General features: G+C 71.2%; 13 protein-coding genes. 6 read left to right on the plus strand and 7 right to left on the minus strand.

The annotated features are described in order from the left end of the window. Window positions 1-65 precede the first annotated feature (65 nt). Window positions 66-734 (plus strand): metalloregulator ArsR/SmtB family transcription factor, encoded by a 669-nt coding sequence (locus tag J7E88_RS01275; RefSeq protein WP_215176332.1) that lies wholly within the window; start codon window positions 66-68, stop codon window positions 732-734. 248 nt (window positions 735-982) lie between these two features. Next, window positions 983-3,760 carry a SpoIIE family protein phosphatase gene (locus tag J7E88_RS01280; protein WP_215176336.1) on the plus strand — a complete coding sequence of 926 codons (2,778 nt, stop codon included), beginning with the start codon at window positions 983-985 and terminating at the stop codon, window positions 3,758-3,760. Between the two features lie 62 nt (window positions 3,761-3,822). Here J7E88_RS01280 and J7E88_RS01285 read toward each other — a convergent pair whose 3' ends face one another. Continuing rightward, entirely contained in the window at window positions 3,823-4,023 is a 201-nt protein-coding gene (locus J7E88_RS01285; RefSeq protein WP_215177341.1) for a type II toxin-antitoxin system VapB family antitoxin, read from the minus strand. A gap of 252 nt (window positions 4,024-4,275) precedes the next feature. Then, window positions 4,276-4,716: a hypothetical protein gene (locus J7E88_RS01290; RefSeq protein WP_215176337.1), complete on the minus strand. Its 441-nt coding sequence runs from the start codon at window positions 4,714-4,716 to the stop codon at window positions 4,276-4,278. Between the two features lie 247 nt (window positions 4,717-4,963). Here J7E88_RS01290 and J7E88_RS01295 point away from each other — a divergent pair, with 247 nt between their 5' ends. Next, window positions 4,964-5,854 carry a trypsin-like serine protease gene (locus tag J7E88_RS01295; protein WP_215176338.1) on the plus strand — a complete coding sequence of 297 codons (891 nt, stop codon included), beginning with the start codon at window positions 4,964-4,966 and terminating at the stop codon, window positions 5,852-5,854. 111 nt (window positions 5,855-5,965) lie between these two features. On the opposite strand, the gene J7E88_RS01300 is transcribed toward J7E88_RS01295, so the two are convergent. After that, on the minus strand, window positions 5,966-6,826 hold the full coding sequence (locus J7E88_RS01300; RefSeq protein ID WP_215176339.1) for a metallophosphoesterase: 861 nt from the start codon (window positions 6,824-6,826) through the stop codon (window positions 5,966-5,968). 165 nt (window positions 6,827-6,991) lie between these two features. Here J7E88_RS01300 and J7E88_RS01305 point away from each other — a divergent pair, with 165 nt between their 5' ends. Next, entirely contained in the window at window positions 6,992-7,588 is a 597-nt protein-coding gene (locus J7E88_RS01305) for a hypothetical protein (RefSeq protein WP_215176340.1), read from the plus strand. 36 nt (window positions 7,589-7,624) lie between these two features. Here the strand turns inward: J7E88_RS01305 and hemC are convergent, their stop codons facing one another. Then, the gene (gene hemC / locus J7E88_RS01310; RefSeq protein ID WP_215176342.1) at window positions 7,625-8,560 is read right to left on the minus strand and encodes a hydroxymethylbilane synthase; all 936 of its coding nucleotides are present in this window, start codon (window positions 8,558-8,560) and stop codon (window positions 7,625-7,627) included. A 151-nt stretch (window positions 8,561-8,711) separates the two neighbouring features. Between hemC and J7E88_RS01315 the strand changes: the two genes are divergently transcribed. Together J7E88_RS01315 and J7E88_RS01320 are read left to right on the plus strand one after the other, a co-directional pair. Further along, the gene (locus J7E88_RS01315; protein WP_215176343.1) at window positions 8,712-9,782 is read left to right on the plus strand and encodes a nitrous oxide reductase family maturation protein NosD; all 1,071 of its coding nucleotides are present in this window, start codon (window positions 8,712-8,714) and stop codon (window positions 9,780-9,782) included. Between the two features lie 68 nt (window positions 9,783-9,850). Then, the gene (locus J7E88_RS01320; RefSeq protein WP_215176344.1) at window positions 9,851-10,879 is read left to right on the plus strand and encodes a methyltransferase; all 1,029 of its coding nucleotides are present in this window, start codon (window positions 9,851-9,853) and stop codon (window positions 10,877-10,879) included. A 63-nt stretch (window positions 10,880-10,942) separates the two neighbouring features. Here J7E88_RS01320 and J7E88_RS01325 read toward each other — a convergent pair whose 3' ends face one another. From J7E88_RS01325 to J7E88_RS01335, 3 genes are read right to left on the minus strand one after another with little or no spacing between them, the layout of a single operon-like run. Further along, on the minus strand, window positions 10,943-11,275 hold the full coding sequence (locus J7E88_RS01325) for a TcmI family type II polyketide cyclase (protein WP_215176346.1): 333 nt from the start codon (window positions 11,273-11,275) through the stop codon (window positions 10,943-10,945). Window positions 11,276-11,315: 40 nt separating this feature from the next. Continuing rightward, the gene (locus tag J7E88_RS01330; protein WP_215176347.1) at window positions 11,316-11,795 is read right to left on the minus strand and encodes an SRPBCC family protein; all 480 of its coding nucleotides are present in this window, start codon (window positions 11,793-11,795) and stop codon (window positions 11,316-11,318) included. 1 nt (window position 11,796) lies between these two features. Further along, window positions 11,797-12,054, minus strand: coding sequence for an acyl carrier protein (locus tag J7E88_RS01335; protein ID WP_215176348.1), 258 nt, complete (start codon window positions 12,052-12,054; stop codon window positions 11,797-11,799). Between the last annotated feature and the right edge of the window lie 3 nt (window positions 12,055-12,057).

Consider the following 12,057-nt stretch of genomic DNA (forward strand, 5'->3'; position numbering starts at 1 on the left):
GATCGCTTTCGCACCCGCTCCTGGATACAATATTCCATGGATTTATGGAGGATGGGGATTCTGTCATGGGAGACGCCGCGCGCAAGGCCGCGCTGTACGACGCCTTCGCCCGCACGGGCAAGGCCCTGAGCAGCGGAAAGCGCCTGGAACTGCTCGATCTGCTGGCTCAGGGCGAGCGCACCGTCGACGCCCTCGCCAAGGCCGCCGGACTGAACCTGACCACCGCCTCCGCACACCTGCAGAGCCTCAAGCAGGCCGGGCTGGTGGGCACCCGCCGCGACGGCGTCCGTATCCACTACCGACTGGCAGGAGACGACGTCGCCGCCCTGTACGCCCTGCTGCGCCAGGTCGCCCGCCTCCATCAGCCCGCCGTCGAGCCGGCCCGCGCCGCCTACCTCGGTACCGATGAGGCGGAAGAGGTGGACCGCGAGGACCTGCTCGCCCGCGCGGCGGCGGGCGAGGTCGTCGTCCTGGATGTCCGTCCCGCCGAGGAGTACGCCGCCGGGCACATCCCCGGCGCCCTCTCCATCCCGGTCGGGGAACTCGCCGACCGCTTGGCCGAGTTGCCGGACGACGCGGAGGTGGTGGCCTACTGCCGGGGCGCCTACTGCGTCCTCGCGTACGACGCGGTGCGCCTGCTGCACGAGCACGGCCGCAAGGCCGTCCGGCTGACCGATGGGATGCTGGAGTGGCGGCTGGCCGAGCTGCCCGTGGAGACGGAGCGGGCCGCATGATCCCCGCGCACCGGCCTGCTGTGCGTCACCCTCCTGCTCCGCCCTGCGTGCCCGCATCGCCGAGGCCGCCCCGGGCTCGGTCGTCCACGTCGTCACCGGCGTCCCTGATGTGTGCCACGTGGACCTGTCCTCGCCCTCGGGCCCCCGGAGTACCACCCCCGCCGACGGTGCCGATCAGCGCCGCGCCCCATGGCGCGGGGCCTGCCTGGTCTGTCGCCCCCGGGTGGAAAGCGATGTAGAAAGTGGCCATGAAGGGAAAGGGGCTTTTCCGCCGCCCGGATCGGCCGTCGCGACGTCGTTCGGGGCGGGGACCGCGTTCCCTGCTGAGCCTGCGCAGCGCCGCCGGGCAGGTGTTCGTGCTGCAGGTCGTGATCGTGTTGATTCTGGTCGCGGCCGCGGTGATCGCCCTGGTAGTCCAGGCCGATCGTGCCAGTGCACGGGAGGCCGAGCGCCTGTCGGTGACAGCGGCCGAGGCGTTCGCGAACGCCCCGGGCACGGTCGAGGCATTGACCGGTCCGAATCCGACGGCCGCACTGCAGCCACGCGCCGAAGCGGCCCGGAAGAAGGCGAACGTGGACTTCGTCGTCGTCCTCGACACCGACGGGATCCGTCTTACGTACCCCGACCCGAAGGAGATCGGGAAGAAGTTCGTCGGCACCATCGCACCGGCGCTGGAAGGCCGCACGACCGTTGAGCGCGCAGGCGGTCCGCCGTTGCCCGCGGGCCGGGGAGCGGCCGTCCAGGCGGTGGTCCCGGTGATCGCTGACGACGGGTCGGTGGTCGGCCTGGTGTCCGCCGGGATCACGGTGGAGAACGTGTCCGACCTGGTCGAACGGCAGCTTCCGATCATCTTCGGCGCCGGCGCCGCAACGCTCGCGCTGTCCACCACCGGGACCGCGCTGGTGACCCGGCGGCTGCGGCGGCAGACGCACGGCCTGGGCCCGGCGGAGATGACGCGGATGTACGAGCACCACGACGCGGTGCTGCACGCGGTGCGGGAAGGCGTGCTCATCGTCGACGTGGACGGGCGGCTGGTGCTGGCCAACGACGAGGCGCGGCGGCTGCTGGACCTGCCGGCGGACGCGGAACGGCAGCGGGTGGAGGAGCTGGGGCTCGACACGGACACGGCGCGGCTGCTGGTGTCGGGCGAGCCGGTCACGGATGCGGTGCATCCGGCCGGGGACCGGCTGCTGGCGGTGAACAAGCGGCCCACGGCCCCGTACGGGGGCCAGGCGGGCAGCGTGGTCACCCTGCGGGACACCACGGAGCTTGCGGCGGTCACCGGACGTGCGGAAGTGGCGCGGGAGCGGCTGAAGCTGCTCTACGACGCAGGGATGCGGATCGGGACCACGCTGGACGTGACGGGCACTGCCGAGGAGTTGGCACAGGTGTCGGTTCCCCACTTCGCCGACGTCGTCACCGTAGAACTGCTGGACCCGGTCCTGCGGGGGGAGGAGCCGGCCGGGGAACGCACCGAGATGCGCCGCGCCGCGACCGCCGGCCTGGCAGACGACCATTCCCTCTTCCCCGTGGGCGAGCTGATCCGGTTCGGTCCCACCAGCCCCGTCTCCGTCGGGGTGGCCGGCGGCCGGGCGGTTCTGGAGGCGAACCTGAGCACCTCGGACGGCTGGCGGGATCAGGACCCCGAGCGCGCCCAGCAAACCCTGGACCGCGGCATCCACTCCCTGATCACGGTCCCTGTGCGGGCGCGGGGCACGCTGCTGGGCGTGGCGAACTTCTGGCGGGCGAATGCCTCCCCGCCGTTCGAAGGGGAGGACACGTCCCTCGCCGAGGAGCTGGCCGCCCGGGCGGCCGTCGCGATCGACAACTCCCGCCGCTACACCCGTGAGCACACCATGGCCGTCACCCTCCAGCGCAGTCTCCTGCCCCGGGGTCTGCCCGAGCAGAACGCCCTGGAGGTGGCCTACCGCTACCTGCCGGCCCAGGCCGGGGCGGGCGGCGACTGGTTCGACGTCATCCCGTTGTCCGGCGCCCGCGTGGCCCTGGTGGTAGGCGACGTCGTCGGCCGCGGTCTGCACGCCGCGGCCACCATGGGCCGGCTGCGTACCGCCGTACACAACTTCTCCACCCTGGATCTGCCGCCCGAGGAGTTGCTGAGCCATCTGGATGAGCTGGTGGCCCACCTCGACGCGGACGAGGCCGCCGCCGAGGAACGGGGCGGGCAGGAGATCAGCGGGGTCACCTGCCTGTACGCCGTCTACGATCCCGTCTCCGGGCGGGTGGCCGCCGCCACCGCCGGCCACCTGGGGCCCGCGGTGGCCCACCCCGACGGGACCGTGACGTTCCCTGCCGTGCCGGTCTCACCTCCGCTGGGCCTGGGAGCCGGCCTGCCCGTCGAGAGCGCTGAGCTGACCCTGCCCGAGGGCTCTCGGCTCGTGCTCTACACCGACGGACTGGTCGCGGACCGCGGGCGCGACCTGGACGCCGGCCGGGAGGCCTTGCGTAGTGCCCTGGCCGGGCCCAGCCGCACCCCGGAAGCCACCTGCGCCGCGGTGATGGAGACCATGCTGCCCGTCCACCCCAGCGACGACATCGTGCTTCTGGTGGCCCGCACCCGTCGGCTCGACCCCGCGAAGGTCGCCCAGTGGGACGTGCCCCGTGACCCCGCGGCGGTGGCGCCGGTCCGCAGGGCCTGCGCCCGCCGCCTGGCGGACTGGGGTCTGGAGGAGATCGGATTCGCCACCGAACTCGTCCTCAGCGAGCTGGTCACCAACGCCATCCGCTACGGCGCCGAACCCATCACCGTCCGTCTGCTGCACGACCGCACCCTGATCTGCGAGGTCTCCGACAGCAGCAGCACCTCGCCCCATCTGCGCCGGGCCAAGACCACCGACGAGGGCGGGCGCGGTCTGTTCCTCGTCGCCCGGTACGCCGAACGCTGGGGCACGCGGTACACCTCCGCCGGCAAGGTGATCTGGACGGAACAGTCCCTCAACGGCGCGGCAGCGGAACCCTGCGTGCCGGGCGACGCGCTGCTCGACCAATGGCCCGACGAAGCCCTTTGACGGCAGTGTCGCGATGTGCAGTCCGTCCGGCGCCGCTTCGAGGAGCCCGGACGGCTCAATGCTCAGCCCTGCGGGTCCTGGGGCCGGGCCTCGACCTCGCGCAGCCTGTGGTCCTTGAGTTCGGTGCGCTCCTCGGTGCGATGGCCGCGGGCGATGTAGTCGCGCACCACCAACTCGATGGCGTCCTGGGGTGATCCGACCCCGGCCAGGACCATCACTTCCACCACCAGCTCGGCGTCGAGCCTGATGTCGACCTTGGCCACGGGATCCCCCTCGTCGTGTTCCATCCGGACTCTAACCCCTCAAGAGCGCAGAGCGCCGCTGTTCGTGCCGCGGTGGTGACCGGACCCGCGGACGGACCGTGCGAGCTGCCGCCGGCGGCAGCTCGATTCGCGGCCGGCGAAGCGCCCGCGCCCCGTGCGCCGATTCGGCGTACGAGTCGGTGAGTTCACCACGTGGACTCGGTCTTTGGAGCGAACACCATCCGTAGGTCCGCCGTGAAGATCAGCGCGGAATCACGGCTCTGTCGTCCGCAGGATGCGTGCCGGATCGGTCGCCGGTGCGAACGAGGCGAGTCGGCCCGGTGCGCGGAGGTCACCGTCGTCCATACCCCAGCCGACGGCGTTGGAGATCACGTAGTCGGCGCCGCCGGAGGTCTCCAGGATGTGAACGCGATTGCTGCGAAGGGTGCTTCCGGTGGCCGCGAGGATGCGGGTGTGCTCCTCCGCCGTGGCGCATCGGATGACGAGGCCGTCGTAGCGCATGCGCGTCTGCACGGCCTCGACGGGCTTGAAGAGCACGTCGATCCGCCGTGCGCCCTCGGTGGGTTCGCTGCGCAGCAGGAGTTGGCCGTGGCTCACCGTGCAGGCCCAGACCCTGAAACTCCGACCGGAGCGGAACAGTTCCCGGCCCGGTGAGAAGTGGTCGGCGTCATTGAGCCAGGCGTCCCTCTGCATGCGGGGATCGTGTCAGACGTACCGCGACCGGTGTGCGCCTGGTCCAGGAGTGGATGACCGGCAACCGGCCGGGGATCCCGCCGGCACCAGCAGCCGCTGATCCGAGCGCGCGGCACCGGAAAACCTCCGCATTCGAGTGAACCTCCCGCGTGATTTGCCGCTCTGATGACACGACAGTGCCGAAGGCCAACCCCCTTGCGCAGTCCGGCCCTTCGGCGTCCCTCATCAGAAGTGGAGACCAACCCCCATGAGAGTTTCCCCGACCCGCCACCGCCTTCGCCGGATAACCTCCGCCGGGCTGGTGGCGAGCGCGGCGCTGGCCCTCGTCGGATCGGCCGTCACCACGGCCGCGGCGCAGACCGCACCCGACGAGGAGCGGACGAGGCCCAGCGCCAAGATCATCGGTGGTGTGGAGCAGTCCAACGGTGCCCACCCGTGGATGGCGGCCCTGCTGAGCAAGGGCTCCGGGAACCCGGCCGATCGCCAGTTCTGCGGCGGCAGCCTGATCAGCGACACCGTGGTGCTGACGGCCGCGCACTGTGTGACGGGCGTCAAGCCGAAGAAGCTGGAGGTCACGGTCGGCCGGACCGTGCTGTCCGACAAGCGCCAGGGGCAGCTGCGCAACGTGCTGAGCATCGTCTCGCACCCCCGCTACGTCAAGGGGAACGAGGCGTACGACCTGGCGCTGCTGGAGCTGGCCAAGCCGGTCACCGGCACCGCCGCCGTGAAGATGCCGACCGCCGGCACCGACGCCCTGCTCCGCCCCGGCGCGCAGGCGACGGTCATCGGCTGGGGCAACACCGACACCGAGGTGCCGAGCTTCCCCGACCGGCTGCGCGGCGTGAAGGTGCCGCTGCTCTCGCACGCCGAGTGCACGGCGACGTACCCGGGCTACAACAGGGCCGTCAACGTCTGCGCGGGCGTCGAGGACAAGGACTCCTGCCAGGGCGACAGCGGCGGACCGCTGTTCCGCAAGGTCGCGGGCCGTACGTACCAGATCGGCATCGTGTCGTACGGCGAGGGCTGCGGTGAGCAGGGTGCGCCCGGCGTCTACACCTCCACCAGCTCGAAGAAGCTGTGGGACACCCTCGGCGAGTCCCGCGAGGGCAAGCGGATGAAGCAGCTGCTGGGGCGCTGACGCTGCGAGGCGGTGCCGGACGACCCCGGGTGCCTCGGTCGGGCCGCGTCCGGACGGAGCCGGACGCGGTCCTCGCCGGGTGCCGGGGTCCGGACGGCACCGCCGTTCGCGTCACGGCCGCGCGGGCGGCGGCCCGGCCGGCAGGATGCGGCGGGGCGGCACGGTGCGCCGGAAGCCCGGGGTGCGCCACTCGCGCGGGTAGCCGACCGAGACCTCCTCGAAGCGGACCCCGTCGTACACGGTCGAGCGCGGGATGTGCAGATGTCCGTAGACCATCGCGGCGACGTTGAACCGCAGGTGCCAGTCGGCGGTGCGTTCCGTGCCGCACCACAGGGCGAACTCGGGGTGGTGCAGCACCCGCATCGGCTCACGCACCAGTGGATAGTGGTTGACCAGGACGAGCGGCATCGCCGGGTCCAGCGCCGCGAGCCGGCCCTCCGTCACCTTCACCCTGCTCTCGCACCACGCCTGCCGGCTCTCGAACGGGTCCGGGTGCAGGAGGAACTCGTCCGTGCACACCACGCCCTTGTCGTAGGCGTCCGCGAGCGCCTGCTCCCGGCTGAGGTCCGGGCCGGTGCGGAAGGTGTAGTCGTACAGCAGGAAGAGCGGTGCCACGGTGACGGGACCGTCCGGGCCCGGCCAGACGGGATACGGGTCCTCGGGGGTGACGACCCCCAGGGAACGGCAGAGTTCCACGAGATGCCGGTAGCGTTCGACGCCGCGCAGTTGGAGCGGGTCCTGGCGCGGTGTCCACAGTTCGTGGTTGCCCGGAGCCCACACGACCCGGGCGAAGCGTGCGGAGAGGGTCTCCAGCGTCCAGGAGATGTCGTGCGACATCTCGCCGATGTCGCCCGCGACCAGAAGCCAGTCGTCGTCGGACTCGGGGCGCAGCCCGTCGACGATCCTGCGGTTCGCCTCGTAGGCGACGTGCAGGTCGCTGATGGCCAGGAGACTTCCGGCGGTCGGTCCCATGTGCACTTCTCCCGTCTCGGGCCGGACCGCCCGACGGCCCCGCCCTGCGCATGTGCCGCACGCCGGGGCCCGGTCCCTTGGGCGGCGACAAGAATCCGTGGCGGCAAGGGCCGCCACGAGGAGGCGCATTGGCCTCGCACAGCTTCGTCGTCCATACTGCCCGCCGTGGAGCAGCAGATAGATCCGAACATCAAGCCGGACTTCGCCGTGAGCACGGACCCGGCCTTCCTCCCTGGCCTCGCCGCCGCCCGTCCCGCCCCCGGGGCGGCCGACGGGAGGGGGGAGCGCGGGGACCGGGAGCCGGAGGACGCCGCTGCCGCGGCCGACGCCCCGGGGACCGACGCCGACGCCGACGATGCCTCAGGGACCGCCGATGCCGAAGCCGACGACGTCTCCGACACGGCCGACGAGGCCGGGACCGGGACCGGAACCGAGGACAGCGCCGACGACGCGACAGCCGAGGCCGACGACGCCGACGACACCGGACCCGTCTTCGAGGTCAGCGACCGCCGGGGCTCGATCACCGCGAACCGCGAGGGCGTCCGCTTCCGGCTCGACGACCAGGAGGCCGACTTCCGCTGGGACGAGATCGGCGCGGTCGAGGTCAAGACCCCGCGCTTCGGCCGCCGTTTCACCGTGACGGTCCACGTCGCGGCCAACCGGTGGTTCAACGCCGAGGTCGAGGCCGACGCCAGGAGCCGGCTCAAGGAGTGGACGGCGGAGCTGGACACGGTGCTCGACGCCTACTTCGAGGAGTCCTGACCGCCCCAACCCCCGCCGTCCCCCGGACGGGTGACCCTAGTGCGCGATGCCGTCGATGAGCTCGCGCGCTCCCTGGCGCAGCAGCGCGACCGCCACCGAGGTGCCGAGCGTGGCCGGGTCCAGCCGTCCGGCCCACTCGTGCGCGTTGAGAACGGTCTTGCCGTCCGGGGTGAACACCTTGGCGCGCAGTGACAGGTCGCCGTTGCGCTCGGCCTGTGCGTAACCGGCGATCGGGCTGTTGCAGTGGCCCTGCAGGACGTGCAGGAACATCCGCTCCGCCGTGGTCTCCCGGTGGGTGTCCGGATCGCCGAGGGCACTCACCGTGTCGATCACGGCGTCGTCGTGCTCACGGCACTGGAGGGCGAGGACACCCGCGCCGATCGGCGGGCACATGGTCTCGACCGACAGGACCTCGGTGATCACGTCGGTCCGGCCGATGCGCTCCAGCCCCGAGACGGCGAGCAGCAGCGCGTCCGCTTCCCCCGCGTACAGCTTCTCCAGGCGCCGGTTGGCGTTGCCGCGGATCGGGACGCACTCCAGGCCGGGGTGGGACGCGGCCAGTTGGGCCGCGCGCCGGACCGACGACGTGCCGATCCGGGTACCGGCGGGCAGCTCGTCGAGCGCGAGCCCGCCGGGGTGGACCAGGGCGTCACGGATGTCGTCCCGCTTGAGGAAGGCGGCGAAGGTCGTACCGGCGGGCAGCGGGCGGTCGGCCGGGATGTCCTTGACGCAGTGCACCGCGAGGTCGGCCTCACCGGCCAGCAGGGCGGCGTCCACCTCCTTGGTGAACGCACCCTTGCCCTCGACCTGGGCCAGGTCGCCCATCCACCGGTCGCCGGTCGTGGTGACGGGCACGACCTCGGTGCGGATGCCGGGACGCAGCGCGGCCAGCTCGGCGCGGACGCGCTCCACCTGGGCAAGGGCCATCGGGGAGGAACGGGAGACGATGCGGATGCGCTCGGGCACAGTCATGCGACCACGATAGGGCGTCGGTGAGGCGGCCCGGGACCGTTGCCCTTCAGCGAGGGGGCGTTGCTCTGCTTGGGGAAGCGACGCGCGCGACACGACCGCGGACGGGCCAGGTATGAGGCGTTTCGTCCGCTTCGGCGCATAGCTTCGGATTATGAAGAAACGACAAATCACCCTCCTCGCATCCGCAGCCCTCCTCATGGCCTCCGGCGTCGGCGCGGCAGCCCCCGCCTCCCACACCGGCGTCACCCACCGTGTGAGTCCCGGCCAGTCGATCCAGGCCGCCGTGGACGCCGCCCAGCCGGGCGACACCGTCAGCATCGCCGCAGGCACCTACCGCGAGAGCGTGCTGATCACGAAGTCCGGCCTGAGACTGCGCGGGGCGGGTGCCCGTACCGTGATCAAGCCCGCGGCGGACACCGCCCGGGCCGAGAACGCCTGTGCCGCCCAGGGCAACGGCGTCTGTGTGCTCGGCACGGCCGAGCAGCCCGTCGACGGCGTACGCATCGACGCGCTGGCGGTCTCGGGCTTCGCCAAGAGCGGCGTATGGGCCTCGGGGACCGACCGGCTGACCGTGCAGGGGGTGATCTCCGAGAAGAACGGCACCTGGGGGATCGCCCAACAGCGCTCCACCCGGTCCGTCCTGGCGGGCAACCTCCTCCGGTCCAACCGTGACGCCGGCATCTTCGTCGCGAACACGGTCTCCGAGGAAGCCGGTGCCATCGACACTCACGGGACACAGATCCGCGGCAACATGATGACGGACAACCGCATCGGGGCCACGGTCCGCCGGGTGCGGAATCTGACCGTCCAAGGCAACATGATGACGACGAACTGCGCCGGGCTCTTCCTCGTCGGCGACGAATCCAAACCTCGCGCGGGTGCCCTGACGGTCCGCCACAACCACATCGTCCGCAACAACAAGGCGTGCGCGGCCACGGCCAGGCTGCCCGAGATCCAGGGCGCGGGGATCGTCCTCACCGGCACCGAGGACACTCTCGTCGAGTCGAACACGGTGTGGGACAACGTCGGCAACTCACCGTTCTCCGGCGGGATCGTCCTCTTCAAGAGCGTCGTCGGCACCCCCGGCACGGACAACGTCATCCGCGACAACGTGGTCCTGCGCAATGCGACGGCCGACCTCGCAGACCGGGACTCCGAGGGCACCGGCAACCGCTTCGACGCCAACATGTGCGGCGTCTCCGAGCCCGCCGGAATGTGCTGAGCAACGCCGCCGGGGCACGTCCCGGCCGGGCCGCCCGGCCCGGCCCCACTGAACAGAAACGAGGCGGCATGACCACCGCACCCACCACTCCCCGTACCTCCATGAGGCTGCGGGAACTCGTCTTCGGCGCGGCCTGCGCCGCGTCCGTGCGCGCCGCGGCCCGGCTCGGCGTCGCCGATGCCCTGGACGACACGCCCCGGTCCGCCGAGGAACTCGCCGGGGCGGTGAAGGCCGACGCGAAAGCGCTGCGGCGCATGCTCCGCGCACTGACCTGCTACGGGATCTTCGCCGAGGAGGCGGACGGCCGGTTCGCGCACACCGAGATGTCCCGGCTGCTGCGCGAGGACGATCCGCACAGCCTGCGCTCCATCGCCCTGTGGTGCACCGAGCCGTGGACCTGGGCCGCCTGGCCCAAGCTCGACAAGGCGGTGCGCACGGGCGACAGCGTCTTCGGCGAGCTGTACGGCAAGGAGTTCTTCGACTACCTCCACGAGGACGCGCCGGAGTCGGCCCAGGTCTTCAACCGGGCCATGACCACCTCCAGCGTGCAGTCCGCGCGCGATGTCGCCGAACTCCTCGACCTCACCGGGGCGTCGACCGTCGCGGACATCGGCGGCGGCCAGGGCCATGTGCTGGCCGCCCTGCTGGAGAAGCACCCCGGCCTGAAGGGCACCCTGCTCGACCTGCCGAGAGTCGTCGAGAACGCCGACCCGCGGCTGCGCGAAGGCGGTGCCCTCGCCGACCGGGTGACCATCGTCCCCGGCGACTGCCGGCGGTCCATCCCGGTCGACGCCGATGTCTACATCATCAAGAACATCCTGGAGTGGGACGACGACAGCACCGCACGGACCCTGCGCAACGTCGTCACGGCGGCCCGCCCCGAGGCCCGGGTGGTCGTCATCGAGAACCTCGTCGACGACTCGCCGTCGATGACGTTCACCACCTCCATGGACCTGCTGCTCCTCCTCAACGTCGGCGGAGCCAAGCACACCATGAAGAGCATGACCAGCCGGATGGAGGCCGCCGGGCTGGTCGTCGGGGAGGTCCGCCCGGTGAACGCGTATCTGCACGCGTTCGAGAGCGTGGTCCCCGGCTGAGCAACCGGCGGACACAGCAGCCGGCCCCGCGATCACCGCGGGGCCGGCTCGTGCCGTGCGCGCTCAGGCGGGCCGGTCGCTCTGCCAGGTGTAGAACTGTGTGGCCATCGCGTCCTTCGGGCTCCGCCAGGTCTGCGGATCGTAGGGGCTGACGAAGGCCGCGAGGCGGTCGCTGACGTCCCGGAAGGCGGCGTGCTCGGTCACCTTGGCGATCGCCGGCCCCGGTGGCCGGTCGGCCTCGATGAGATGGAGGTACACGTCGCCGAACTGGAACAGGCTGCGCCGCCTGACGCCGACGAGGTGCGGCAGTTCACCGCTGTCGGAGGCCGCGAAGACCTCGGCGATGTCCGGCGCCGACCCGGGTGCCATTCGGGCGACTATCAGTGCTTGATGCATCGGGGGGCGTCCCTTCGGAGGCCGTCGGAGGAGGAGGACGTCAGCCCGGCGTGACCGGCGTGGTCTCGCGGACACGGGCCCGCTGTTCGATGCGGTCCCGGATCAGTGCCATCTGGGTGCGGGAGTTGTTGTTGATGTTGTCGGTCATCCACGCGTCGTCGACCGGCGCGTCCGGCTTCATCGCGAAGTCCTGCGTCCAGTGCATCCGGACGCCCTGGGGCGTCTCGGTGTACGTCCAGAGGATGTTCATGTACTGGAAAGGACCGGTCTCCACCCGCTTGGCGCGGACCGTGAGAGCGTCCCGGTCGGCCACCCGCTCCGAGACCCAGCTCCAGACCTTGCCGTTCTCGTCGGGGTACATGGTCAGTCGGAACACCGTCCGGTCGCCGTCGCGTTCGAGCACCTCCACGGAGGCGTACTCGGTGAACAGCTGCGGCCAGTGGTCGACGTCGTTCGTCACCTCCCAGACCAGGTCCAGTGGTGCGTCGATGATGATGTCGTTCTCGGTGTGCCCAGCCATGTCAGGCTCCTGCCATCAAAGAGTCGTTGACGAGGTCGAGGAACTCGCGCGGTGTCTTGCAGCGGTCGGCGTCGACGGGCAGAGCCTGGGCGTACCGGTTCTCCAGCTCGCCGACGATGCCCAGCAGGCCGAGCGAGTCGAGGCCGTACGCCTCGAAGGGGATGTCCGGGCTGGCCTCCATCTGGCCCGGGTCGACGGATATGCCGGCGCCCTTCTTCATCAGCGCGGACAGCTCCTCGACGGTCAGTTGTGCGGTCATGCG

Source organism: Streptomyces sp. ISL-10, assembly GCF_018614575.1.
Taxonomy (GTDB): Bacteria; Actinomycetota; Actinomycetes; order Streptomycetales; family Streptomycetaceae; genus Streptomyces.

Coding starts and splice junctions, on each gene's coding strand:
- hemC (WP_215176342.1), bottom strand. CDS start 8,560: ATGACTGTGCCCGAGCGCATCCGCATCGTCTCCCGTTCCTCCCCGATG.
- J7E88_RS01280 (WP_215176336.1), top strand. CDS start 983: ATGAAGGGAAAGGGGCTTTTCCGCCGCCCGGATCGGCCGTCGCGACGT.
- J7E88_RS01335 (WP_215176348.1), bottom strand. CDS start 12,054: ATGACCGCACAACTGACCGTCGAGGAGCTGTCCGCGCTGATGAAGAAG.
- J7E88_RS01295 (WP_215176338.1), top strand. CDS start 4,964: ATGAGAGTTTCCCCGACCCGCCACCGCCTTCGCCGGATAACCTCCGCC.
- J7E88_RS01275 (WP_215176332.1), top strand. CDS start 66: ATGGGAGACGCCGCGCGCAAGGCCGCGCTGTACGACGCCTTCGCCCGC.
- J7E88_RS01290 (WP_215176337.1), bottom strand. CDS start 4,716: ATGCAGAGGGACGCCTGGCTCAATGACGCCGACCACTTCTCACCGGGC.
- J7E88_RS01300 (WP_215176339.1), bottom strand. CDS start 6,826: ATGGGACCGACCGCCGGAAGTCTCCTGGCCATCAGCGACCTGCACGTC.
- J7E88_RS01320 (WP_215176344.1), top strand. CDS start 9,851: ATGACCACCGCACCCACCACTCCCCGTACCTCCATGAGGCTGCGGGAA.
- J7E88_RS01325 (WP_215176346.1), bottom strand. CDS start 11,275: ATGCATCAAGCACTGATAGTCGCCCGAATGGCACCCGGGTCGGCGCCG.
- J7E88_RS01330 (WP_215176347.1), bottom strand. CDS start 11,795: ATGGCTGGGCACACCGAGAACGACATCATCATCGACGCACCACTGGAC.
- J7E88_RS01315 (WP_215176343.1), top strand. CDS start 8,712: ATGAAGAAACGACAAATCACCCTCCTCGCATCCGCAGCCCTCCTCATG.